The following is a 24,805-nucleotide window of genomic DNA, read 5'->3' as shown; positions in this document are numbered from 1 at the left end:
CCAATATTTTTCGACATAAATTAAGTAACCAGTTGTACATTTGGCGAACATGTCAAAAAAGACTTAATGATACTTTTCAAAATAATTCTGACAGAAATCAGACATAACTCGAAACATTGGCTGCAATTTTGCCAGTTATATTAATTTAACGTCAGGGTAATTTATGTGGATTTTACGCGTTCTCAGAATTGAAACAATAGAAGAGAGTTTATTCTCAGTGAGAAATAAACTCTCTTAAACGATTACAGCTTCAACCATGCATCTGTCCATGCATAGCCTATTCCAGGCTCATAAGCACTTGGAGTTGAGCCACACCATAAACTGTTTGGCCATGGCTGACATTGGTAACTTGCACCACGATTTGTCACCACATCACCCGCTGTGTAATTAGTCCCAGCTTGATAGGCATCACCAGAAGACGGAGGTGTTGGTTTAGTCGGTGGCGTCGGGTCTGTCGGCGGCTCTACCGGAGGTGTTGTTCCTGTACAATCTGACGCCCCTACTGCCTGCCACACTCCCCAAAGACCAGACTCTGAAGGGTTATCACCTTGCGTCCACCATTGTGCTTGCCATATTTGAGCAGCCCACGACACGGTTTCTCCAGTGTTGTAAACCGCACTAACTTGCCATTCATTTTCACAACTACCAGATGGCGGTGTTGTTGAACTCACTGCCGATGTTATTACGACTGCTTGATATGAGGTGCTGGTTTTATCAATACCAAAGTTCAGCGTAACGCTCGCGTCGCCAGCTTGAGAAGCACCAAACTCAACATCAACAACACATGAGCTTCTTGCACTAAGGGTCGATTGTGCACATTGGTCTCTGGTGATCATCGCAGATTTCGTGACACCAGAACTTTGCAGTTCCACACTTTCGACAGTAAACGCAACATTACCGATATTTTGAATACTGAAACTGTGTTGCTTCAGCTCGCCCACTTTAAAAGAACTCAAAGTCTGATTTGCGGTGTAACCAACAGAAACATTATCTGTCGGAGGCATTGTCGTACCTAAAACGCCATCAACAAAACTGCGCAACGCCGCAATGTCGCTATACACACCGTACTTACCCGGTCGGGCACAACCTATGCCCCAACTTACGATACCAAGTTGAGCCACAACGCCGTTATTATTCACAACGATGGGACCACCACTGTCTCCCTGACAAGAATCAATGCCACCTTGAGGTACTCCCGCACAAAACGAAACAGCCCCAACTGATGTGTAGTTCCCACCAGCTTGACGACACATTGCATCAGACACCAGAGGAACATCCACTTCTTGTAGAGCGGCTGGCGAACTGCCCCCCTCCGAAGTTCGGCCTAGTCCAGCGACAGTTAACCAATCACCGACGCCTGCATATTGCGAGACACTGCCTGATGCGATATCCACTTTCGTAACACCTTGAGGCTTTGAAGAGAGTTTTAACAGAGCGATATCATGAGACAAAGTAGAACGATTATAGGAAGGATGTACGTAGATTTGGCTGACATTAGAGCGAACGCCATCAGTACCATTATAAATCACACTACCAATTTTGACGGCAATTTGATTAGGAGCATCGCCATCAACACAGTGAGCAGCCGTGAGAACATAGCCATCCCCAATATAGCTTGCTCCACAGAAAGAGCGGTTACTATTACGGCTGACGATTTGTGTGTAAAACTTCCAGTCATTTGGGGTTGCGGTAATGCCACCAACAATATCCGGTTGAATTTCGTCGTATTGCGTCTGCGTGACTTGATCTGCACTTGCCAACATTGGCAATAACGCCGTTGCAAGTAAGGTTTTTGATAGATTCAATGTTATTTTCCTCTTGTTTTATGAGGCACTATTCATGTGCCACTTACAAAACAAGCAAACAAAAACAACATCACCAACTTGGATGAGAATGAGTCGCCGCACATTGCGACGAGACTAATAGTAAATACTGACCATTAGACTCAACTTTTGCACCATCAGATTACATAAGTCACTAAGTTACCGTCTTAGCTACGCATTAATTAACGTTCAGATAACGACTTTCTTAACCAATGAATATGATGCCCAAAACCTTGGTTCTCATAGAGAGAAATCGCTGTCTGGTTAAAGTCCCAAACCTCAACAAACATCTGTTTCACTCCATAATCAACGAATGTCGCCTCTATCTTTTCAATCAAAGCCTTTGCGGTACCTTGCTTACGATATTCGGGTAAGACGTATAGCTCATCAACGCTTCCCATCATGACAGGTTTACTAACCGTAGAAATAAGCTCGCAGAAATGCCCAGATACAAAGCCGACGATCTCACCCTCTACTCTAGCGACATACACTAAACATTCAGGATTATCGAGATAGCGAGCAATACTCTTTTCTTGTTCGATTTCTTCTGCGGTTTTAAACAGCTCTGGGGATTGGATATGGTGCTCATCATGCAGTTCGAACATCAAATCATTGAGTTGTTCAAGATCGTCAAAAAGCGCTGGTTTGATTAAAAAAGTAGACATAAGAAAAGAAGCCAAAAACAGGAATCCATATAGTGTGTGTTTAAACACGAGATTAGGCAAGCAGGAATGCAAAAGCCTCTTGCCGACAAAGCAAGAGGCTTCGATATTTACGATTGGTCGCAGCTAATCTAAGATCGTGCTTAATTAAAATCGTACTTAACTAGCCACGTTTAAGCACTCGTTCGATTTCGCCTAAACTGGATGGATCATCAATGGTTGATGGCACCACGTATTGCTCACCATCGGCTATTTGACGAATGGTTCTTCGCAAAATTTTGCCTGAGCGTGTCTTTGGCAAACGGTCCACAACCAGCGCATGTTTAAAGCAAGCCACAGCACCAATCTCGTTGCGCACTTTACCCACCAGCTCACCTTCTAGCGTTAGATCATCAATCTTCACACCATCTTTGAGAACCACAAAGCCAAGTGGTAGCTGCCCCTTTAACTCATCGTGAATACCGACTACCGCGCATTCCGCAATCGCCGGGTGACCACCAACGATTTCTTCCATCTCGCCGGTAGACAGACGGTGACCTGCGACGTTAATTACGTCATCAATTCGTCCCATGATAAACAGGTAGCCATCTTCATCTAGGTAACCGCCATCTCCCGATACGTAGTAACCCGGAAATTGACTTAGATAACCAGTTTCAAAGCGGTCATGGTTGCGCCAGACAGTTGGTAGACAACTTGGTGGTAATGGGCGTTTCAATGCCACAAAACCTTGCTGATTTGCTCCTACTGGCATGCCCATTTCGTTGAGAATCTCTACCTGATAGCCAGGAATTGGCTTGGTAGCAGAGCCTGCTTTTACTGGCATTACCTCGATACCGGTCGGATTGCCCGCGATAGCCCATCCAGTTTCGGTTTGCCACCAGTGGTCAATGACCGGCTTATCTGCTTTGCTTTCGACCCATTCTAGTGTTGGTGGGTCAAGACGTTCGCCTGCCATAAAGATAGAGTCGAGGTTGGACAAGTCGTATTGCTTAATGAACTCGCCTTCTGGGTCTTCTTTCTTAATTGCACGGAAAGCGGTTGGCGCGGAGAAAAGCACATCCACTTTGTATTCATCACAAACACGCCAGAATGCACCCGGGTCCGGTGTTCTCACTGGTTTGCCTTCAAATAGAATAGTGGTACAACCATGAATCAGCGGCGCGTACACAATATAGGAGTGACCAACAACCCAGCCCACATCCGATGCTGCCCAGAACACGCCATCTTGGGGGATGTTATAAATCGACGTCATCGAATATTTCATCGCCACGGCATGGCCACCATTGTCACGCACCACGCCTTTTGGTTTCCCTGTTGTGCCAGAGGTATACAGAATATAAAGAGGATCTGTCGCTAGCACAGGGACACACGCATGAGGCAAAGCTTGCGCGTATTCTTGCTGCCAATCTAAATCACGTTCAAGGTTAAGTTCGGCTTCGCACTGCGGGCGTTGAAGAACAAAGACTTTCTCAGGCTTCCAACGGCTGTCCATAATGGCTTTATCAACCATTGGTTTGTACGGGATCACCTTGTTAATTTCGATGCCACAAGACGCCGTCATGATGACTTTGGGTTCCGCATCTTCAATTCGAACGGCAAGCTCATTCGGGGCAAAACCGCCAAACACCACCGAGTGAATCGCACCCAATCGAGCACAAGCCAGCATCGCCATCGCCGCTTCTGGGATCATCGGCATGTAGACGACCACACGATCGCCTTTGGTTACGCCTTGATTAGAAAGCATGCCCGCGATTTTTGCCACTTGGTTGCGCAGAGCTTGATAGCTGTAAGTTTGTTTTTGACCCGTCACTGGTGAATCATAAATCAGTGCGGTTTTATCCCCTCTTCCTTGCTCACAATGATAATCCAACGCGAGCCATGACGTGTTCATTACGCCATCAGGAAACCAACGTTCAATCCCATGTTCGTCAGCTTGTAAGATGGTGTTTGGCGCTTCAAACCAATCGATGTTTTCAGCTTGAGCACGCCAAAAGTTTTCCGGTTCATTTTGTGCCCAAAGGTATTCTTTTTGATATGCAGACATATTGCTTCCTCCAGTATGTCCTGACATTGCTTTTTAATACCAATCGCATTAATTAGATGTTCAGAAGATTGCGTAGGTAAAACCGCTTAGAACAAGGCAAAGATTGCAGCTAGCTAGTTGCTCTACCTACACCTTCTTTAACTAAGAAATAGGTTTAACGAAGTTATCAGCGGTTTTAACAAGCAAGAATCATCAAATAATTGATGTGGTTGGTATAAGTATCACTACCATGCAATTGTGTTATTCAAAGACATTGGAGGGAACACGCACAAAGCCCTCCATCAGTATTCTCGCGCTGCGGCTCATGATGGCTTTCTCAACCACCCAACCTTGTTCTGTTTGTTTGGCTTTTGCCCCCACCTTAAGCGTTCCTGATGGATGCCCAAACGTCACTGACTCTTTCTCTCCGCCGCCAGCCGCTAGGTTGACTAGAGTACCCGGGACGCATGCCGCCGAGGCAATGGCGACCGCTGCGGTTCCCATCATGGCGTGGTGAAGTTTGCCCATAGATAAAGCCCGGACGAGAATATCGACCTCACCTGCTTCTACGGTTTTACCACTCGACGATAAATAGGATTTAGGCTGGGAAACAAACGCAATCTTAGGCGTGTGTTGACGTGTTTGAGCCTCTTCGAGCGAATCAATCAGCCCCATTTTTAGCGCGCCATGAGCACGAATGGACTCAAACCTCGCGAGCGCAAACTCATCGTTATTGATGTCATCTTGAAGCTCAGTGCCTTGGTAGCCGAGCGCTTCTGCGTCAATGAAGATCGTCGGTATGCCTGCGTTAATGAAGGTTGCGTTGAATGTCCCAACATCTGGTACGACCAAATCGTCTACTAGATTGCCGGTTGGAAACATGCTACTTTCGCCATCAGCAGGGTCGACGAAATCAACTTGGATTTCAGCCGCTGGAAACGTCACACCATCAAGCTCAAACTCCCCTGTTTCTTGAACGAAACCATTAACGATTGGTACATGAATCAAAATGGTTTTTCCAATATTTACCTGCCATACACGAACGGTAACGATGCCGTTTTGAGGAATACGATCTTCATCGATCAACCCTGCATGAATGGTGAAAGGTCCGACTGCAGCAGAAAGGTTGCCACAGTTACCACTCCAATCGACAAATGGCTTATCTATCGATACTTGTCCGAACAGGTAATCAACGTCGTGATCGACTCGCTGACTGCGTGACACAATCACAGTTTTACTGGTGCTGGAAGTGGCGCCACCCATGCCATCAATTTGTTTGGCGTACGGGTCAGGGCTACCAATCACACGAAGTAGCAGATTGTCTCTTGCCTTACCTGCGACTTGCGCTGGCTGTGGCAAATCTTCAAGGTTGAAGAAAACACCTTTGCTCGTACCGCCGCGCATGTAAGTCGCTGGGACTTTGATTTGGCTTTGCATCTTGCTATCCATATCTTGCTCCGTTATTGCGCTATCTATTGCGAGAGGAAATCTTGAGCAAAGCGCTGTAATACACCGCCCGCTTTGTACACGTGAACTTCATCTTCGGTATCGAGTCGACAAGTCACCGGCACATCAACCTTGTCGCGATTCGCACGAGTAATCACCAGCGCCAAATCAGCACCAGGAGTGATATCGCCGATAACGTCATAAAGTTCAGTGCCATCTAATTCGAGCGTCTTTCGGTTCACGCCATCTTTAAATTGCAGAGGAAGCACGCCCATGCCAACTAAATTGGTACGGTGAATACGCTCAAAACCTTCAGCGACAATGGCTTCTACACCCGCCAAGCGAACGCCTTTCGCCGCCCAATCTCGCGACGATCCTTGACCATAATCCGCACCTGCGACCACGATAAGCGGCTGCTTGCGATTCATGTAAGTCTCAATCGCCTCCCACATGCGTGTCACTTTGCCTTCAGGTTCGACTCTCGCTAACGATCCTTGCACGACTTCGCCATTTTCCTTGACCATTTCGTTGAACAGTTTTGGATTAGCGAAAGTGGCGCGCTGCGCGGTTAAGTGATCGCCTCGGTGAGTCGCGTATGAGTTAAAGTCTTCTTCTGGCACGCCCATCTTCGCGAGGTATTCGCCTGCGGCGCTGCTTGCCAAAATCGCGTTCGATGGCGACAAATGGTCGGTCGTAATGTTATCGCCTAAAACGGCAAGAGGACGCATTGAAGACAGAGTTCGCTCACCAGCCAGTGCTCCCTCCCCCTCTTTTTGCCAGTAGGGAGGTCTTCGGATATACGTACTCATCGGGCGCCAATCGTAGAGCGGATTTGGGTTACGAGCCTCATCATTCAGTTTGAACATTTGAATGTAGACTTGATTAAATTGCTCAGGCTTAACGTACTCCCCCACCACAGCATCAATTTCTTCATCCGTTGGCCACAAGTCATTGAGGTAAACCGGCTTGCCGTCTTTGTCTGTGCCTAAAGAATCACGTTCGATATCAAAACGAATCGTACCGGCTAACGCGTAAGCAACGACCAAAGGTGGTGATGCTAAGAATGCTTGTTTTGCGTAAGGATGAATTCGACCATCAAAGTTGCGGTTCCCAGAAAGTACCGCCGTTGAATACAGATCTCGGTCGATGATCTCTTGTTGGATTTTCGGGTCAAGTGCACCACTCATACCGTTACAGGTTGTACACGCATAAGCGACAATACCAAAACCAAGTTTCTCTAGTTCAGGGAGTAAGCCAGATTCTTCAAGGTATAATCGAGCCACTTTAGAACCCGGTGCAAATGAAGACTTCACCCAAGGTTTGCGCACCAATCCAAGCGCATTCGCTTTCTTAGCGACCAGACCCGCTGCGACAACGTTTCTTGGGTTACTGGTGTTGGTACAAGAAGTAATCGCTGCGATGATCACCGCGCCATCTGGAAGTTCGCCTTCTTTCTCTTGCCATTCACCAGAAACACCACGTTCAGCAAGCTCTGAGGTGGGTAAACGACGATGAGGATTAGATGGACCTGCCAAATTGCGCCCAACTTGGGACAAATCAAACTCAAGCACGCGTTCGTAAACGGCAGTGTCTAAATCATCCGCCCATAGACCGGTTTGCTTGGCGTACTTCTCTACCAAGTCGACCTGTTGATCATCGCGCCCCGTCAGTTTGAGGTAATTAATGGTCTGTTCATCAATGTAGAACATCCCAGCGGTTGCGCCGTATTCTGGCGTCATGTTTGAGATGGTCGCACGGTCGCCAATGGTTAGGTCTCGCGCCCCTTCACCAAAGAACTCGAGATAGGATGAAACCACGCGTTCATTTCGCAGAAACTCGGTAATCGCCAACACGATATCGGTGGCGGTAATACCCGGTTGGCGCTTACCTGTGAGCTTCACACCGACAATATCCGGTAGACGCATCATCGACGGGCGACCAAGCATAACCGTCTCCGCCTCTAAACCGCCGACACCAATAGCAATCACGCCAAGTGAATCAACGTGAGGTGTGTGACTGTCCGTGCCGACACAGGTATCGGGATAAGCAATGCCCTGCTTGGCTTGCACAACCGGAGACATCTTCTCCAAGTTGATTTGGTGCATAATGCCATTACCCGCAGGAATAACACTGACGTTCTCAAACGCCGTCTTACACCACTCGATAAAGTGGAATCGGTCTTCGTTTCTGCGCTCTTCTATCGCGCGGTTTTTCTCAAACGCCTCTGGATCAAAGCCTGCGTGTTCAACTGCCAGTGAATGGTCGACAATCAATTGCGTTTCAACCACAGGATTTACTTTCGCTGGGTCACCGCCTTGTTCGGCAATCGCATCACGCAAACCGGCGAGGTCGACTAATGCCGTTTGTCCAAGGATGTCATGACAAACCACGCGCGCCGGATACCAAGGAAAATCGAGGTCACGCTTTCGCTCAATCAACTGTTTTAAGCTTTCAGTGAGCATCTTTGGATCGCAGCGACGAACCAACTGCTCTGCTAAAACGCGTGAGGTGTATGGGAGCTTTTCATAGGCTCCAGGGGAAATATCGTTGACCGCTTCTCGGGTATCAAAATAATCGAGTTGGGTTCCCGGGAGCGGCTTACGATATTGAGTATTTATATTTGTGGTGATGCTCATGGGCTTGCTTCCGCTATAGTGTACATCATGTGCCTGAACGCACCGCGATACTGTTTTTGAAATGGATTCGCAGTGAAAGAGACGCCCCTTGTGAATGCCATGCAAGAAGAAACTCACAAAGAGGCGTCACGCGCTAGCGTTGTTCGATTGGCACCCAGTCTTGATGATCCGGTCCGGTATAATCCGCACTTGGGCGAATGATTCGGTTGTTCGCACGTTGTTCATACACGTGCGCCGCCCAACCTGTCAGTCGGCTCATCACGAAGATTGGCGTAAACAACTTGGTTGGAATATCCATGAAGTGGTAAGCCGAAGCATGGAAGAAATCTGCATTACAGAACAGACCTTTCTCACGCTTCATGACGGATTCCACACGCTCAGAAACCGCGTAAAGATGTGTGTCACCCACCTCTTTCGATAACGCTTCTGACCAACGCTTGATCAGTGCATTACGAGGGTCACTTTCACGATAAATCGCATGCCCAAAGCCCATGATTTTGTCTTTGTTCTCTAGCATTTGCAGAATATTGGCTTCTGCCTCATCTGGCGTTTGCCAATCTTGAATCATCTCCATCGCCGCTTCGTTTGCACCGCCATGAAGTGGACCACGTAGCGTGCCGATAGCAGCTGTGATACAAGAATGAAGATCAGAAAGCGTAGAAGCACACACACGCGCCGCAAATGTTGAGGCATTAAACTCATGCTCTGCATAAAGGATCAAAGAACAGTGCATCACCTTTTTGTGCGTTTCACTTGGTGCTTTATCAGTAAGCAGTTTCAGGAAGTAGCCGCCAATGCAGTCTTCGCTGTTATCGTGAGTTTTGATTCGTACGCCATCGTGGCTGAAGCGATACCAGTAACAGATGATCGCAGGGAAAAGCGCCAGCATTCGCTCAGTAGCATGGAGCTGTTGTTCAAAGTCCATTTCTTGCTCTAAGTTACCCAGCATAGAGCAACCTGTGCGCATAACATCCATCGGATGTGCGTCAGCAGGAATCAGCTCTAACGCTTGCTTAAGCTCCGCTGGTAAGCCACGCAGGCTCAATAGATGTGTCTTGTAGGCGTCTAGCTCTTGTTGATTAGGTAAGTGACCGCGTAACAGCAAATGCGCCACTTCTTCAAATTGAGCATGATTTGCCAAGTCCGTAATATCGTAACCACGATACGTTAGACCCGTCCCCGTTTTACCGACAGTGCATAAAGCTGTGCTTCCAGCGCTTTGACCGCGTAGACCTGCGCCACCTATCTCAGCTTTCTTTTCTACAGAATGAGGCATTGTTGAACTCCTTTTCTGTCTGATTTGGCTCTCTTAATGGGCTCTTTTGAATCAGACAATTTTCACGTTATTGGATTAGAGATTCTTTTCTTGGGCTTCCGTTTGTTTCTTTGTTGACCTTATTTACCCTCCGAGAACAGCTTGTCTAACTTATTCTCGTAGTCGTGGTAATTAAGGTGCTCATACAGCTCTTTTCGTGTCTGCATTGAATCAAGCAACGCTTCTTGGTTGCCAACTTCAAGCAAGTGTTTGTAAACCATCTCAGCCGCTTTGTTCATCGCACGGAATGCACTCAATGGGTACAAAACCATGTCCACTTTGGATTGGGCTAGCTCTTCACAGCCGTACAATGGCGTTTGTCCAAACTCAGTAATGTTGGCAAGAATTGGAACATGCTTCCCTGTCGCGTCTTCGAGCGCTGCCGAGAACTGTTGATATTGGTCGAGCTGATTCATTGCTTCTGGGAAGATCATATCTGCGCCCGCTTCCACACATGCAATCGCACGTTCAATCGCACTGTCCATGCCTTCAACCGCTAACGCATCAGTACGAGCCATAATGACAAAGTTCTCGTCATTACGTGCATCCACCGCCGCTTTCACTCGATCAACCATTTCTTGTTGGCTAACAATCGCTTTGTTTGGGCGATGACCACAACGCTTCTGCGCCACTTGGTCTTCCATGTGCACTGCCGCCGCACCGGCTTTTTCCATCGCTTTGATAGTGCGTGCGATGTTAAAAGCTCCACCAAAACCGGTATCGATATCAACCAATAACGGCAAATCACACGCGTTGGTGATGCGGTCTACGTCCACCAAAACGTCGTTCAATGTCGTAATGCCAAGATCTGGCAAGCCGTAAGACGCGTTAGCGATGCCGCCACCCGACAAATAGATAGCTTGGTGACCCAAGTTTTTCGCCATCATGGCGCAGTATGGGTTAATGGTGCCGACGATCTGCAGCGGGTTGTTTTGCTCAATGGCGAGTCTGAACTTCGCCCCCGGAGATAAGCTCATGACAATTTCCTTCTAGTCTTGTTCTCTATCTTTACTTTCAGAATGTAGAATCTGTAATTCGATTAGTTTTCGGCTGCCTGAGATGTGCCTTCTCATCAGCATTTCTGCCAGTTCTTCATCACGGTTGCGAATCGCTTGCAGAATGAATTTGTGTTCGTTGAGTGCTTCGTTAGGACGAGATTGCGCTCGTGGTGATTGGTAACGATACATGCGCAACAAGTGATACAGCTCGTCGCAAAGCAGAGAGATAAGCTTGCTGTTTCGGCTCGCTTGAATGATTCGATAGTGGAAGTCGAAGTCACCATGCTGGTGGAAGTAAGAAGATCCTTCGACTTCATCAATATGTTTGGAATGTGTCGACAATAGCATTTCCAAACTCAGTAATTCTTCTTGAGTGATATAGCGAGCCGCGAGCCTTGCCGCCATGCCTTCTAACGCTTCGCGGACTGAATACAATTCGATGAGTTTTTCTGGGGAGAAAGTGATAACGCGAGCACCAACATGCGGAATGCGCTCAATCAAGCCAAGTCCTTCAAGGCGCATCATGGCTTCACGTAAAGGACCTCTACTCACTTGATATTTCTTGGCTAATTCAGGCTCTGAGATTTTACTACCCGGTTCAATTTCACCACTCACAATCGCTTCCACTAACGATTCGGTCAGCGATTCAGATTTAGTGTGCTCTTTTTCAGAGACAATCACTTTATGACGAGTTTTCAATTCTGTATTCATATTCAAGGCACTCGTATTTAGAAATCAAAGTGTCAACAATTTGTTAACTTGAATATAAAATAGACGATCAGATTGTCGACAATCAAGCAAATTGTCGACAATTTAGACTAAGGTATAGTGTTATTGAGTGATTTATGAGTGGAAAAATATTCATTTCGATAAGAGCAAGACGAAATTGTCGACAATAAAAACTCAATAAATTCAGCAAGTAAAAAGAATCAGGGAGCACAACAGCTCCCTACTTGGGTTTAATTTGGTAACGAACGGACAGGTTTGTCTAGTTGACCAGTTTGTAGGTTAGGTCTTTTTCATCCAACAAGCCGGATTCAACGAGGTTTCTCTCTAGCATCATATCTTGCAGTTGTTTCAGCGAATTGATGTTGCCGTAACTGCGGCGGATCTGGTCAAACGCCTCTTCCAGTTGCGGTAAGTTTTGTGCGTTCATCTGGTCAGTAGTCGCTTCAGAAGCCGCCAAGAACCACTCCACATCCTTGGTGATTTCTTGTACTTGAATCAGGCTTTCACGCAATTTCGCTTGGTAGTGCTCCACCTCTTTGATAGCAGAAAAGAACTCCGTCCATGCTTGCATGTTGTCGATAGCCGATGTGGAAGACATGGTGGTTTTGTTGAGCTTCACACGGGATTCATTGATCGCCTCTTTAAGCTTGAATAAACGCAAACTGAGCTCATCAGAACGCTTTGGTAACAACTTCACCTCGTACTTCACTAGCTTACGAATCGCATGAATGTGTTCATCACGCTTACGGGCAGAAAGCGCCAGGAACTCGTGATCGACTTTTCCTACCGAGTTGGTTTTAAGTTGCTTGCGAGCAGATTCAATTTTTTTGTTAAGAAGAGATTTAACGCCTTTCTTTGAGCCTTCTTCCCACGCTTTGCGAGAAGCGGCTTTTAACGCTGCGCCACCTGCGACTTCCAAAAGGGCTGCCCCCTCTTTCGAGCCGGGAAATGGAATCATCCCGATACCAGTCCTTACCCCTTTTTGCGCAATATCCATCGCGACCATTTTCTTGTCACGTTTTACCCAGTTCTTGGCAGATTGGTATTTATTACCGAATTTTCTCGCCCAACTTTTGTGATATGACTTACTGTCCTTTTCTACATTTTGCAAAAATTCTTTCGCCATCTTTTTTGCATTTTGACTCGCCATAAAGAACTCCTTTTCTTTTAATAAATCGAATAGCGAATAAGATCTAATACTGCTATTTTTTGAGTAATTTGATTAATAATAGTATTTATATTTCAAATTTTTATTATTAAAAAGTTCAAGCATAAGGATATGCAATGGCTGATAAATACAGCAGTTCGGCTAGTTTGATGTCTGCAAAAGACTCAAGTAATCAAGAACATATCATAAGTAATGCAACACTAAAGCAAGCCTTGTCAGAGCCCTTTGAAATCAAAGCAATGCTGGTATCCAGTTGCTTTGACATGCAAGATCAACTAGGTCAGTTCCTTACCATAAACCGTTATTTCAACGAATCTGGCAGCAATACACTCAATCGTTCCTACAATGGAGTTGTGACATTGATCCAACATTTAGGAATGGATTCTAATTTGCAGAATCACCAATATGAAATAACGCTTAAACCGTGGTTTTGGTTATTAAAACACACACATTCTTTCCGGGTTTATCAAAATCAATCCACACAAGAAATTGTCAGTGATATTTTCGATAACGCTGGTTTCAAGGGTAACTATAAAATATCCAGCATGCCTTCGACCAAGCGTGAATATTGTTTGCAATATAACGAATCGGATTTTGACTTCGTTTCTCGTCTGCTCGCTGAGGAAGGCGTTCATTATTATTTTGAGCATGCGAGTGGTTCACACACTATGATTTTGCAAGATGCTCAAACTCCATTTGATAAAGCCAGCACAGCGAAATTTGATATGAAGGAAACGCCGACAGGCTCACTTCCTTTGCTTGAAGATTGGTGCCCTACCGTTGCTTTTCATGGCGCAAGTGTTGAGCTATCAAGCTACGATTATTCGCAGACGAAACTCATTACCAGCGGCAGTAAAACCTCCAGCAATACCATTGCCAACAACACTCAACTTGCCAACACGCGTTACCCGACTTTGGGTATCAGCGGGGACATGACGGATCTCTCTAGTAATCTTGCCAAGCGTCGCATCGAGTATGTTGAGCAGGATTACCAAAGTGTCATTGCCAGCGCAAAACACGATCTCTTCGAGCTCGGTACTTACTTCTCGCTCTCAAGCCATCTAGACAAAGATCAACTTGGTGACTTTTCGGTCATCAGTATGGAAGTGGATTACACTGAAAGTGCACAGAGCAGCACCAGACTGAAAGTAATTCCAAAAGATACCCCTCACTACCCGCAACCTCGCTCAAAACAAGTGGTTCAGGGCTTGCAAAGCGCAGTCGTTGCAGGCTCAACCGCGGGTGATATTAATCAGGACGAACAAGGTCGTGTGCGTATTCAGTTCCAATGGGATACAGACGCAACTGGCGACAAAACCAGTTGTTATGTTCGTGTCGCACAAATGCTTGCGGGAAGTAGTTACGGTGCTCAGTTTGTGCCACGAGCCGGGCAAGAAGTGCTGGTCTCTTTCATCGATGGCGATCCAGATAGACCAATCATCACGGGCAGCGTCTACAACAGCAAAAATGCCCCGCCATACGCAGAAGCCAATACAACAAAGTCTGGCATCAAAACCCAGCTTTCTGGACAGAGTAACGAGCTCTACTTCGATGACAAAAAAGACAATGAATTACTTTACCTTCATGCAGCCAAAGACCTGACACAAGAAGTTGAAAACAACCAAACAGAAACCATCAAGGGTGAATTAAGCCAAACAGTCACCAAAGCGGTATCAGTGTCGACAGAAGACAACTACTCGCTGAGCGTAACCAAAGCACTGAGCGAAAAAGCCAAGTCGATTTCGATTGAAGCTGACGATTCTATCGAGCTCAAAGTTGGCTCAAGCAAAATAACCCTGTCCTCATCATCCATTGCCATTGAAGCAACCAATATCGACGTCAAAGCCAGCAGCGCGCTGAATTTGGAAGGGACCAACGTCACCAGCAAAGCCACTTCAGCCAACATGGTTTCAGGTACCACGACGGCGCTTGATGCAACCAGTTCAAACAGCATTTCTGGCTTGAGTATTTCCATCAAAGCGGACACCACGCTCTCTGCAGAGGGCTCTTTGAGTGCGGAGTTTAAATCAGGTCTCAAAGCGACATTTGATGGCGGCGTAATGGGTGAAGTAAAAGGCGCAATTGTAAAGGTTAACTAATGAAATATAAGAAGATTCCATACCAAACGGCAGAGCAAATACTACCGAGATTCAAAGCCAGTGACGAGGCTAAAGCGCTACTCAACGAAGAAACCAGCATCAACGATGCAATTCAATCACTCACAGACAAAGAGCTCTACAACGATCTCGTTCAGTTTTTGACGCATGCTCTACCCGTCCGGGAGGCAATCTGGTGGGGAGCATTGTGTTTAAATCAACGCAATGAGGAATGGTCACCCCTTCAAAAACAAAGTGTCGAAACTTGCATGGCTTGGGTGCGGTCACCCTCCGAAGAATTGCGCCGCAAAGCCGAACATCTTTCTCATCGATTGGAACTGAATTGTGGGCCATCTTGGCTTGCTCAAGCGGTATTTTGGAATGGTTCGGGCAGCATCGTTGCACCAGATATTCCACCCGTTATGCCTGATCCTTTTCTGTATGCCAAAGCGACTGCAGGTGCAATTAATCACGCAGCCGCTTTGCCTCAATGGGACAAGACGAAACCTTACTATCAAACCGCAATCGCAATGGCTTTGGATATCGCTGCAGGCGGTCAAGGCACTTCAGATAGCCAATCACAAACTGCAGTACAAGGAGAAGTACGATGACATTACCTGCTGCTCGTATCACCGACATGCATGTATGCCCAATGCAGACACCTGCAACGCCACCGATCCCTCATGTGGGAGGTCCGGTCACCGGTCCCGGGGCACCGACTGTGTTGATTGGTAACTTACCGGCCGCGACAGTAAGTGACGTTTGCGTATGCGTTGGAACCCCAGATTCTATCGCGATGGGAAGCACGACCGTGCTATTAAGCAATAAACCTGCCGCCCGAATGGGAGACACCACTTCTCATGGTGGCAGTATTGTTGCGGGTATGCCCACAGTACTTATAGGGGGATAAAACCTCCTTATAAATCAGGCTATTATATTGATAGAAGCATTCATCCGACCAATTTTTTGGATCGACATCTTAGTTTTTATTAAATAGTTAATTTTTATCGGCTATTTAGGAAAATCCTCACTAGACTGAAGTTTACAAACTATGAAACCAGAGGAACGGAATTATCTCTGGCTTAATAAAACAATAATTCATGGATTGAATATGGTTGACATTGATAGTCTTTTGGCACCGATCACAGATGGATCGCCGAGCGGCGTCTATCTAAAACTCGATAGAAGTGCCTATCGAGCACTGAGAAACAGTTACAATGCGGCGCAATCGTCATTTCGCCAGTTGGTGGAAACGCCCGAAGCATCCAGTGATGAATCCTTACTTGAGAGTAATGATGAAAACTGGACGCAGCTGCGTACCGCGACATTTCACGCTCTCACCCAGTCAAGCAAAGACTTGGAGTTACTAGGTTGGTATATCACCAGTCAGTTGTTCACCGACGCACCCTATCGAAACCTTGCCGACGCAACGCAAGTTCTTCTAAGCACCGTGGAGCAGTTTTGGGACTCTCTCAATCCATTCCTTCCTGAAGACAAACTAAAAAGCGCTGAAGAGTCTGGCATAGCGAGAGAACGTGCAGAGTTCCGTATGAAGCCTTTGCTACAGCTTGTTGGTGAAACTCATGATACCACTGCGGTGTATATGCCTTTGCAGTTAATCGGCTTGATTGATGACATCACTTTTGCAGATTACCTACGTGCAGAGCGCAACGGTTCGCTTGGCGAAATCAAAACTAAAGCGCAAAACCTTTTCAGCGCAGACACGCAAGACATCTTAATGGATCTGGCGCAAACGTATCAGAATCTTGATGCTACAGAACAAGCCATCGCGAAGCATTGCCAACCAATTAACGCCACGCCAGTAAGTTTCAAATTCATCAAAGAAAACATCGCTGAACTTATAAATGCGATTCGTTACCTCACCGAAGATAATTTTTCCAAGTGGCCGCTGGATGATCAATTTAAATTGATTGCCGAAGAAGCCCAGGCTCCCCCCGTCGAATCAAACTCTCCTGAAACAACCTATCAAGCAACAGAAAATACAGAAGTAGCACCAACCTCATCAGAGCCAGAAGCAGAGCAAATTACGACGACGCCGTTGCTAGAGCCGATTCCTTCAAATGAAGCACACCAGCCAGCAGCACCCACTGCGATGAATATCGCAGGTCAGATCCAAAATCGCGACCACGCTTTTCATGAACTTAGAAAGCTTGCCGATTACTTCAAACAAACCGAGCCACACAGCCCTGTTCCGTTCTTGCTAGAGCGCGCAATTCGTTGGGGTTATCTGAGCTTACCAGAACTACTCCAAGAAATGACTGGTGGCAACAACCAAGTGCTCGACCATATCAATCAACTCACAGGAATGGACAATTTAGAACAAACCATTCTGAAGAGAATTCCTGAACCACAATCAGTGCCAGAGTCGGTTCCGACCGTACCACCTGCGACTGAGGTTCAAACTACCTCTAATGAGGAGTCTCAAAGTGCAACGTCAATTGAAACAACAACGTCAGAGCAAAGCGACACTCCAAATACAACCAACCAACCAGAAGTAAAAACTACTCAATCGTCGAGCGGTATTACCGATTTCGAGTGGTGAAGCAAAAAATGCTAAAAAGCAAAGGAGAACCAAATGGCTTCTATTTACATGAGAATTGATGGCACCACACCAAAAGGTGCTGCAACGGTAGAAAAGATCGGTGGCAAGGATGGATTTTTTGCTATTGATACAGTGAACTGGAGTGCCGTTCGTGGCGTTGGCATCGACGTCGGTAATGCGAACAACGCAGACCAAGGCATGGTCGCGCTAGGTGAAGTGAACATCTCTCGTGGCTGTGATGGTGCGACACCGTACTTGACGACTTTCCTTTACGCGCCAGGTGGTGAAGGCAAAACCATCGAAATCGTGATGACTAAGCCAAACCGTGAAGGTTCTGGTGCAGATCCATACCTAATCCTGACACTAAGTGCTGCGCGTATGTCGAGCTACAACATGGGCGCGTCGGATGGTCACCTACCAAATGAATCATTCAGCCTCACTTACACCGAGATTTCGAAAGCGTACTACATCGAAGGCGAAGGCGGCAAAATCGAGAAAGGTCCTGAAGTGGGCTTTGACGCAACGACAGCGAAAGTTACTTCGACAGCTTCTTAATGGAATAAGGAGATACCATTATGGCACTGAACTCCCAACACAAGCGAGTTAGCAAAAACCGTGTAAGTATTACTTACGATGTCGAGACGAATGGCGCAGTAGAAACCAAAGAACTCCCTTTTGTGGTGGGAGTCGTCGGTGATTATTCGGGTCACAAGCAAGACAAAGAAGACGTAGAAGATCGCACTTTCTATAACGTCGACAAAGACAACTTCGATACTGTCATGAAGCGTGTTGGCCCTGAGTTATCACTCAAAGTGGACAACGTTTTGGTTGATGACGACAGCCAAATCGAAGCGAGTCTGAAATTCTCATCAATGAAAGATTTTGAGCCTGAAGCCATCGTTGAGCAAGTTGAACCGCTCAAGAAGCTTGTTGAGACTCGTAACCAACTCAAAGTACTGCTTTCAAAAGCGGACCGTTCTCGTGATCTAGAGAAACTACTCAAGGAAGTGCTGCAAAGCGCAGACACTATCAACGCCCTTTCCGATGAGCTAGGCATCCAGAAAGAAGGAGCAGAATAATGACGACGGAAGTTGAAAACCAACCACAAGCAGAAGCGGCTGAAGCTTCGCTGAGCTTTCTGGATCGTGCAATCGAAGCGACCACACAAACGCCAGCGGACACAACAAAAGAACTGTTCTCAGTATTAGCAGAGCAAGCGCTAAGCGGTACAGTTACATGGGACAAGAACGTCACCAAAACGATTGAAAACGCCATCGTAGAGATCGACAAAAAGCTTTCTAAACAGCTATCGAAAGTCATGCAAGAAAATGACTTCCAAAAGCTAGAAGGTTCATGGCGTGGTCTGCAAAAACTGGTTAAAGAGAGCGACTTAGGACGCTCACTAAAAATCAAAATGGTCGACTACACCAAAGAAGAGCTGCTTGATCAGTTTGAAGATGCACCAGCCATCGACCGTAGCCCACTGTTTAACGCGGTATACCAAGGCGAATACGGCACAGCAGGAGGTGAACCGTATGGCACCTTCATCGGTGACTACGAGTTCAGCGCAAAAGATGAAGACGTCGCTCTACTCCGCTACATGGGCGAAGTAGCCGCTGCATGTCACGCTCCGTTCGTTGCCGCAGCAAACGCGGAAATGTTTGAGTTCAATGACTTCACTACCTTCGAAGAAGGCAAACCTGTCGCGGCTGGTTTTGATTCTCCGGCTTATGCTGCATGGAACTCGTTCCGTGAGAGTGACGACGCGCGCTACGTAACGCTAACACTACCTCGCACACTGGCTCGCCTTCCTTACGGAGAGAAAGGTCTTGGCACCAAACTGTTTAGCTACGAAGAGTTAAACACTGACCAAGATGGCAACCCGAATCCGTCAAGCAATGATGAGCTGGTTTGGTCAAATGCGGCTTACGAGTTGGGTCTGAAAATGACGCAAGCGTTCACCGCGTACGGTTGGTGTACAGCAATTCGCGGTCTGGATAACGGTGGTAAAGTGGAAAACTTACCAAACCTAACTTACAAGACCGAAGCTGGCGACTTGGTTCAGCAATGTCCAACAGAAGTGAACCTAACCGACGAACGCGAGAAAGAGTTAAGTGACCTAGGCTTCTTGCCACTGGTTCACTACAAGAACTCAAACTATGGCGTGTTCATCGGTGGTCAAACGACACAGCAACCGAAGACGTACACAGACCCAGATGCAACAGCAAACGCAGCGATTTCAGCGCGTCTTCCTTACATCATGGCAAGTGGTCGCATCGCTCACTACTTGAAAGTCATGGGTCGCGACAAGCTAGGTTCGAACCTAGAAGCGCCAGACATTCAACGTGAACTTCAACTTTGGATCGATCAATACACCAACGCAGGTGCAATTGGTAACGATCAACGAGCGAAAACGCCATTGGCAGAGTCTCGCATTGAAGTGGTTGAACAACCGGGTAAACCGGGCGCGTATTCAGCCGTTGCTCACCTAAGACCTTGGCTACAACTTGAAGAACTGACTACGTCGGTTCGTATGGTAGCGAAGATCCCTGGTTAATACCGATCACAGTAAGTAAGTGGTCAGAGTTAGCGCAGGAATAACGCTTGAGAACAAGGCTAAAATTTTCGGTAAGTAGTTATTCTACAATCAACTTACTTTAAACGAAAAGTTAACGAAGTTATCGAGTGTTATAACCAGCTAGAATGACCAGTTATTTACTACGATTGGTATACGCATGATAAAGCTTGGTCGAAGTAGAATGCTTCGACCAAGCCAATTCGATTTAGGTCACAAGGATAGTATGAGTAAGATTTATCACTCAGGTTGGCAGACCCAATTTACACAGCTAGACGATAAAGACAGCGACTTTTTACAAGAGGCGCTCTCTTTACTGTCTCAAGTGTCTCGCTCCGCGCTAGACCATCCCGATGCGCTTATTACTCATATTTCGCGCCTAATTGCAGAGATTGACAATAAGCTCTCGAAACAGATGGATACATTACTGCATCATCCAGAATTTGAGGCACTGCAAACCAATTGGGTAGGGCTTCAAGGCTTAGCCACCCTACCCGTAAACTACCAACGCACTCAACTCAAGCTGCTCAATATGAGTTGGGAAGAAGTGTCTTCCGACGTCAATCAAGCCTACAGCACCAAAACGTCTGAGCTGTACAACAAGATCGGCAACCAAGAGTTAAACACCTTAGGCGGACATCCATTCGGTTGCTTGCTGTTCACACAACCAGTAGCGGCAGATATGGATTTCGAATCTGACTACGATGATTTGTTCACCGTCGAGCTATTGAGCCGCTTGGGTGAAGCGACGTTATGCCCAATGCTATTTGCTCCTAATCGTGATTTCTTTGTCGAATCCGGCGCAGACTGGCTGTCTGATATCAACCGAATCGAGAAGATCCTCGCCAGCCCTGATTACCAATCGTGGCAGTCTTTACGCAGTAAGTCCTCTGCGCGTTTTGTCGGTTTAGTGATGCCAGAAATGTGCATGCGTACACGTTATCAAAACGCCAAAGTGGGATTCATCTACAACGAGAAGCAAAACGGGCTTTGGGGCAATGCGGGCTTTGCGTTTGTATCCACCATTATGCGAGAGCATCAACGGGTGAGTTGGTTTGGCTTCTTGAAATCTCGCTGGAACGACAACAACCAAGGTGCCGTGGTCAATCAAAGCCAAAGCGATAGCCATTTTCTGATTCAACCTCAAACCAAAGTGACCTTGTTTGGGCAACTGTCGACCTTCTACAGTCGCAGTGGTTTTATCCCTCTTACTAAGAGCCCTTTGAGCGATAAGTTTTACTTCAATGGTAACAATTCGATTTGGCACAACAGTGAATCTGATAATGAGAAAGTCCTCACTCAAATCCAAACATCATTGATGTCTTGCCGTATTGCACATTATCTCAAAGTACAAGTGCGAGAGATGATTGGCAGCTTCAAAACAGCGGCTGAGTGTGAGTTGTTCCTCTCTCAGTGGGTTGAAAAATTCTCTAGTAACGTCGCGTACGCCAACGAAGAAACCCTATCAAAATACCCATTGAGCTTCGCAAAGATCAGCGTGTGCGACTCTGACCATCATCCGGGCAATTTCGTCTGTACTTTGCGCATCGTACCGCAGTATCAATACGACCATTTCAGCGGCGAAGTGGTGCTGACAACAGAATTGGATGAGGTGGCGTAATGAGTTTTTGGCGTACCTTTGTGCAAACTGCCCCTACGACTCGTCGAGATGATATCGAGGACATCAAATATCACCTGACTCGCCTGTTTGATTCGGAAGCGTCACTGATGAGCATTGATGATCGGTTAACCGAAGTGCAGCGCTCTAACTACCGTTTTGGCATAGAGGATGTGCACCTATTGAGTGCCAGTCTCGACCACCAGCAATTAGCCCTCAAACTAGAAAACTACATTCGACATTTCGAGCCACGCCTTAGCCAAGTCATGGTTGAACTGGTTGAGCGTAAAGCGGGAGAAAACACCATCGCTTTCAATATCGTCGCCAAAGCCAAAACGGCACAGGGCGAAAAAGAGCTGATTTTTGATTCCAAGATTTCATTAAGCGACATGACCACCGATATGAAGGAGGATTTGTATGAGTGATCCTCTACTGCGTTATTACGAACAAGAGCTGACTTTTGTTCGCCGTGCCCTCGGTCAATTTGGCTCTGAACATCCAGAACACGCACAACGCCTAAATATTCATCAGGGACAAATCGAAGATCCAAGTTTGGCTCGCTTATTGGATGGTGTGGCACTGCTGAATGCCAACGTTGAAAAACGTCTATCTGAGCAAGTCCCTGAAGTTGTCGAAGGATTACTTGGCGTACTCTATCCAAGTTACATTCAAACGGTACCGAGTGTGGCGTATCTAGAGATGAGCACAGACGCGCCTTCCACCGACAGCACGACGCTTCCCAAAGGCACACGCTTTTCTTCCGAGTCTCAAGGCAAAACATGTTTGTTCACCACAACGGATGAACTCAAAACGACACCATTTGCACTGATTGACACCAAGGCAAGCAGTGCTCCTTTTGACTTCAATCGCCCACAAGGCAGTGAACAAACTACCGCCGTTATACAGCTCACTTTGTCAACTGGCGATGATGATGTGCACTTCAGTCAATTGGCGTTAGAAGATCTCGACTTCTTCGTTCAAGGTTTCGAGAACAATGCGGACTCCTTGGTTGAACTACTGCTCAGTGAAGCTCGTGCAATATCGATTTCCGACATCAATGGTGAGAATCACGCTGTCTTGGCTGCCAATCAGCTAAAGAGTCGAATTAGCGATAAGCAGTTTCAGTTTCTGCCACAAAAAGGCAATCAATTTTCTGGCTACCATTTGATGAATGAGTTTTTCTTCTTCAAAGAGAAACGTCAGTTCTTCCGTCTTAAAGGCTTTGGTGAAGCCTGTCAGCAACATGATTGTTCAACGGTGGTGTTAAACCTGTTCATGCACTCTTTACCGATGGAGTTTATCCGTCTTTTCGACAACCAAGTGTTTAAGCTCAATGTGGTGCCTGCGGTGAACCTCTTCGAGCAAACGGGCGAACCAACTAGTTATGATCAACGCAGCCTGACCATTCCCGTTAATGCCGATGCGCATACCGACAACGAGATTCAAGTGGTCGACATTTTGGATGTGTTTGAGATTACGTCGAGCGGTCAAAAACTGCTGACACCACTGTTTAAAGACAGTTACCAAAGCGACCCACATTGCGATTACTGGCAAAGCCGAAAAGATTCCACAGGTGAACTGCGATTGGCGATCAGCCTGAACGCCAACCAAGAGCTCGAATTCAACAAACTCTATGGCACTCGCCTTCTTTGTACCAATGGCAAACAAGCATGCACCATCAATGGTGAGATGACATGTTTAGAACCGATCGATTTACCCGGCGATTTTCATTCGCTCTACCCGCCGTCGGCTCCGATAGAACGTGAATCTGACGCCAATATGCACTGGCAATTTATCGGGCTTCTGAACAGTAACTTCTCGTCTCTGTTGCACTCTGAAGATCCTACTCAACAGCTTAAGCAAATGCTGCAATTGTGTAGCCGCAATCAGTTAGTAAGCGATGAAATTCAGATGATTCAGTCAGTTAAAGTGCGCTCGCAAGTTTCATCGATGCGTATTCTAGGCAAGAACGTCTTCTCTCCGGGCACAGAGATTGAAATCACTCTCGATACGTCTGGCAACTATCTGACTTTCACCGATGTGTTGAATCGCTTCTTCCAACAGTTCTGTAGTTTTGATCGCTACATTCAGCTCACAATTCGTCTTTATGGCAAAGATGGTATTGCGAGGCGTTATCCAAAAATCCACGGGAGCCAGCGCTCGATGTAGCGTGGACGATAGATGATGTCGATGTCACTGATTAACGATTTAAAAGCGAATCCACATGAGTATGACTTTGCTCAAGCAATGCGATTACTGATGCAAATGGCAAAACAGTCTGGGCATAAGCTGAAGTTAGAGCTCAAAGCGGAAGCCATGCCTCATGGTGATGCCGACGATATTCAATACTTCTCGTTCAGTGACCACAGCGCCAAGGTTCGCATCGCGCATCAAGCACTATCTGGCGCACAAGGTGTTATCCCCAACTACATCTATGAGGAATTGTTGTTTGCACTGCATAACGATGATCACGCACTGAAGGACTTTTTAGACGTATTCAATCAGCGCCATTTTGAACTTGCCGCGCAGCTAGAACTCGCTCCTCACCTCTTGGTGCAGAAAGAGCTGGCAAAAGAGAAAACCGATTTACTCAAACAACTGGCGAACCTAAAACACGAACACGGCGCGCTGTTCCAGTATTCGCTGTTGTTCGCTCAAGGGCATCGTAACTTAGAAACGTTAGAGCAGATCCTTAACGACTACTTCCCTTACCAGATCGATGTGTCGACTAAGAGCCATGAACGTCGTCAGTTACCAGCAAGTTCTCTTACCCGTTTGGGACAGAAAGACGACTACAACAGCAGGATCGGGCAAGGCTTCCTCATTGGCAAAACATGCATGACTTACAACCAACATTTGGTGGTGAGTATCCAGCCTGCCAACCGCAAAGAGCTACATCAAATTCATAGAGATACTCAATTGGCGAGCCACATGCGCCAGCTCATTCAACATTATTTACGAGACGCCACGCCGATTTCTATTTATCTCAACGTTAAGCGTGCGTATCTCGAAAAACCAAGGCTATCTGCTCAACCAGATCAAGCCGCAAAATTGGGTGAAGTGGATTGCCTCGCCCCAGAACGTAAACCTACAGAGCGGATTCGGATTCTTCTGAAGTAGCTAGGTAGACACCGCGACGACAAAGAAAGTTAT

At 46.7% G+C, this 24,805-nt stretch carries 20 protein-coding genes; 11 read left to right on the top strand and 9 right to left on the bottom strand.

All coding sequences use genetic code 11. The features are described 5' to 3' along the window. Nucleotides 1-242: 242 nt before the first annotated feature. The 9 genes from VHA02S_RS18015 to VHA02S_RS17975 form a co-directional block, all read right to left on the bottom strand. A complete protein-coding gene (locus VHA02S_RS18015) occupies nt 243-1,805 on the bottom strand; it encodes a trypsin-like serine protease (RefSeq protein WP_038899045.1) in 1,563 nt (520 codons plus the stop codon). 200 nt (nt 1,806-2,005) lie between these two features. Beyond that, nucleotides 2,006-2,488, bottom strand: coding sequence for a GNAT family N-acetyltransferase (locus VHA02S_RS18010; RefSeq protein WP_038899046.1), 483 nt, complete (start codon nt 2,486-2,488; stop codon nt 2,006-2,008). A gap of 160 nt (nt 2,489-2,648) precedes the next feature. Next, a complete protein-coding gene (locus VHA02S_RS18005; RefSeq protein WP_038899047.1) occupies nt 2,649-4,529 on the bottom strand; it encodes a propionyl-CoA synthetase in 1,881 nt (626 codons plus the stop codon). 240 nt (nt 4,530-4,769) lie between these two features. Further along, on the bottom strand, nt 4,770-5,957 hold the full coding sequence (prpF, locus tag VHA02S_RS18000; protein ID WP_038899048.1) for a 2-methylaconitate cis-trans isomerase PrpF: 1,188 nt from the start codon (nt 5,955-5,957) through the stop codon (nt 4,770-4,772). Between the two features lie 23 nt (nt 5,958-5,980). Then, entirely contained in the window at nt 5,981-8,590 is a 2,610-nt protein-coding gene (gene acnD / locus VHA02S_RS17995; protein WP_038899049.1) for a Fe/S-dependent 2-methylisocitrate dehydratase AcnD, read from the bottom strand. A 133-nt stretch (nt 8,591-8,723) separates the two neighbouring features. Continuing rightward, entirely contained in the window at nt 8,724-9,866 is a 1,143-nt protein-coding gene (gene prpC, locus VHA02S_RS17990; RefSeq protein ID WP_009704402.1) for a bifunctional 2-methylcitrate synthase/citrate synthase, read from the bottom strand. 119 nt (nt 9,867-9,985) lie between these two features. After that, complete coding sequence (gene prpB / locus VHA02S_RS17985) at nt 9,986-10,882, bottom strand: methylisocitrate lyase (RefSeq protein WP_005443641.1); 897 nt, start codon at nt 10,880-10,882, stop codon at nt 9,986-9,988. A gap of 12 nt (nt 10,883-10,894) precedes the next feature. Then, on the bottom strand, nt 10,895-11,614 hold the full coding sequence (locus VHA02S_RS17980) for a GntR family transcriptional regulator (protein ID WP_009696948.1): 720 nt from the start codon (nt 11,612-11,614) through the stop codon (nt 10,895-10,897). A gap of 277 nt (nt 11,615-11,891) precedes the next feature. Beyond that, entirely contained in the window at nt 11,892-12,782 is an 891-nt protein-coding gene (locus tag VHA02S_RS17975; RefSeq protein ID WP_005426534.1) for a hypothetical protein, read from the bottom strand. Nucleotides 12,783-12,916: 134 nt separating this feature from the next. On the opposite strand from VHA02S_RS17975, the gene VHA02S_RS17970 reads away from it, so the two are divergent. The 11 genes from VHA02S_RS17970 (at nt 12,917) to VHA02S_RS17920 (ending at nt 24,772) form a co-directional block, all read left to right on the top strand. Beyond that, nucleotides 12,917-14,899, top strand: a complete 1,983-nt coding sequence (locus VHA02S_RS17970; RefSeq protein ID WP_038899050.1) for a type VI secretion system Vgr family protein — start codon at nt 12,917-12,919, stop codon at nt 14,897-14,899. After that, nucleotides 14,899-15,507 (top strand): DUF6931 family protein, encoded by a 609-nt coding sequence (locus VHA02S_RS17965; RefSeq protein WP_038899051.1) that lies wholly within the window; start codon nt 14,899-14,901, stop codon nt 15,505-15,507. The genes VHA02S_RS17970 and VHA02S_RS17965 overlap by 1 nt, the downstream gene beginning before the upstream one ends. Next, nucleotides 15,504-15,806, top strand: a complete 303-nt coding sequence (locus VHA02S_RS17960) for a PAAR domain-containing protein (RefSeq protein WP_038899052.1) — start codon at nt 15,504-15,506, stop codon at nt 15,804-15,806. Before VHA02S_RS17965 ends, VHA02S_RS17960 begins: the two co-directional genes overlap by 4 nt. Nucleotides 15,807-16,007: 201 nt before the next feature. Then, nucleotides 16,008-17,459, top strand: coding sequence for a type VI secretion system protein TssA (locus tag VHA02S_RS17955; protein ID WP_038899053.1), 1,452 nt, complete (start codon nt 16,008-16,010; stop codon nt 17,457-17,459). Between the two features lie 33 nt (nt 17,460-17,492). Continuing rightward, entirely contained in the window at nt 17,493-18,014 is a 522-nt protein-coding gene (locus VHA02S_RS17950) for an Hcp family type VI secretion system effector (protein ID WP_005426582.1), read from the top strand. Nucleotides 18,015-18,034: 20 nt separating this feature from the next. Further along, the gene (gene tssB, locus VHA02S_RS17945; protein WP_005443648.1) at nt 18,035-18,538 is read left to right on the top strand and encodes a type VI secretion system contractile sheath small subunit; all 504 of its coding nucleotides are present in this window, start codon (nt 18,035-18,037) and stop codon (nt 18,536-18,538) included. Next, the gene (gene tssC, locus VHA02S_RS17940) at nt 18,538-20,016 is read left to right on the top strand and encodes a type VI secretion system contractile sheath large subunit (protein ID WP_038899054.1); all 1,479 of its coding nucleotides are present in this window, start codon (nt 18,538-18,540) and stop codon (nt 20,014-20,016) included. Before tssB ends, tssC begins: the two co-directional genes overlap by 1 nt. Nucleotides 20,017-20,260: 244 nt before the next feature. Further along, nucleotides 20,261-21,655 carry a type VI secretion system contractile sheath domain-containing protein gene (locus tag VHA02S_RS17935; protein ID WP_038899055.1) on the top strand — a complete coding sequence of 465 codons (1,395 nt, stop codon included), beginning with the start codon at nt 20,261-20,263 and terminating at the stop codon, nt 21,653-21,655. Next, nucleotides 21,655-22,077, top strand: coding sequence for a type VI secretion system baseplate subunit TssE (gene tssE / locus VHA02S_RS17930; protein ID WP_005451929.1), 423 nt, complete (start codon nt 21,655-21,657; stop codon nt 22,075-22,077). Before VHA02S_RS17935 ends, tssE begins: the two co-directional genes overlap by 1 nt. Next, on the top strand, nt 22,070-23,821 hold the full coding sequence (gene tssF / locus VHA02S_RS17925) for a type VI secretion system baseplate subunit TssF (protein ID WP_038899056.1): 1,752 nt from the start codon (nt 22,070-22,072) through the stop codon (nt 23,819-23,821). Before tssE ends, tssF begins: the two co-directional genes overlap by 8 nt. 12 nt (nt 23,822-23,833) lie before the next feature. Further along, nucleotides 23,834-24,772 carry a type VI secretion system baseplate subunit TssG gene (locus tag VHA02S_RS17920; protein ID WP_172461363.1) on the top strand — a complete coding sequence of 313 codons (939 nt, stop codon included), beginning with the start codon at nt 23,834-23,836 and terminating at the stop codon, nt 24,770-24,772. Nucleotides 24,773-24,805 lie beyond the last annotated feature (33 nt).

This window comes from Vibrio harveyi NBRC 15634 = ATCC 14126 = KCTC 12724 (genome assembly GCF_001591145.1).
Taxonomy (GTDB): Bacteria; Pseudomonadota; Gammaproteobacteria; order Enterobacterales; family Vibrionaceae; genus Vibrio; species Vibrio harveyi.
This window is presented reverse-complemented; position numbering and strand designations above follow the sequence as displayed.

Excerpts from the sequence above, each read along its gene's own strand:
- tssF (WP_038899056.1), top strand. The coding sequence starts at position 22,070 with ATGAGTGATCCTCTACTGCGTTATTACGAACAAGAGCTGACTTTTGTT.
- prpC (WP_009704402.1), bottom strand. The coding sequence starts at position 9,866 with ATGCCTCATTCTGTAGAAAAGAAAGCTGAGATAGGTGGCGCAGGTCTA.
- tssB (WP_005443648.1), top strand. The coding sequence starts at position 18,035 with ATGGCACTGAACTCCCAACACAAGCGAGTTAGCAAAAACCGTGTAAGT.
- VHA02S_RS17960 (WP_038899052.1), top strand. The coding sequence starts at position 15,504 with ATGACATTACCTGCTGCTCGTATCACCGACATGCATGTATGCCCAATG.
- VHA02S_RS17965 (WP_038899051.1), top strand. The coding sequence starts at position 14,899 with ATGAAATATAAGAAGATTCCATACCAAACGGCAGAGCAAATACTACCG.
- tssC (WP_038899054.1), top strand. The coding sequence starts at position 18,538 with ATGACGACGGAAGTTGAAAACCAACCACAAGCAGAAGCGGCTGAAGCT.
- VHA02S_RS17950 (WP_005426582.1), top strand. The coding sequence starts at position 17,493 with ATGGCTTCTATTTACATGAGAATTGATGGCACCACACCAAAAGGTGCT.
- VHA02S_RS17975 (WP_005426534.1), bottom strand. The coding sequence starts at position 12,782 with ATGGCGAGTCAAAATGCAAAAAAGATGGCGAAAGAATTTTTGCAAAAT.
- VHA02S_RS17920 (WP_172461363.1), top strand. The coding sequence starts at position 23,834 with ATGATGTCGATGTCACTGATTAACGATTTAAAAGCGAATCCACATGAG.
- acnD (WP_038899049.1), bottom strand. The coding sequence starts at position 8,590 with ATGAGCATCACCACAAATATAAATACTCAATATCGTAAGCCGCTCCCG.
- prpF (WP_038899048.1), bottom strand. The coding sequence starts at position 5,957 with ATGGATAGCAAGATGCAAAGCCAAATCAAAGTCCCAGCGACTTACATG.
- VHA02S_RS18005 (WP_038899047.1), bottom strand. The coding sequence starts at position 4,529 with ATGTCTGCATATCAAAAAGAATACCTTTGGGCACAAAATGAACCGGAA.
- VHA02S_RS17955 (WP_038899053.1), top strand. The coding sequence starts at position 16,008 with ATGGTTGACATTGATAGTCTTTTGGCACCGATCACAGATGGATCGCCG.
- tssE (WP_005451929.1), top strand. The coding sequence starts at position 21,655 with ATGAGTTTTTGGCGTACCTTTGTGCAAACTGCCCCTACGACTCGTCGA.
- VHA02S_RS17970 (WP_038899050.1), top strand. The coding sequence starts at position 12,917 with ATGGCTGATAAATACAGCAGTTCGGCTAGTTTGATGTCTGCAAAAGAC.
- prpB (WP_005443641.1), bottom strand. The coding sequence starts at position 10,882 with ATGAGCTTATCTCCGGGGGCGAAGTTCAGACTCGCCATTGAGCAAAAC.
- VHA02S_RS18010 (WP_038899046.1), bottom strand. The coding sequence starts at position 2,488 with ATGTCTACTTTTTTAATCAAACCAGCGCTTTTTGACGATCTTGAACAA.
- VHA02S_RS17935 (WP_038899055.1), top strand. The coding sequence starts at position 20,261 with ATGAGTAAGATTTATCACTCAGGTTGGCAGACCCAATTTACACAGCTA.
- VHA02S_RS17980 (WP_009696948.1), bottom strand. The coding sequence starts at position 11,614 with ATGAATACAGAATTGAAAACTCGTCATAAAGTGATTGTCTCTGAAAAA.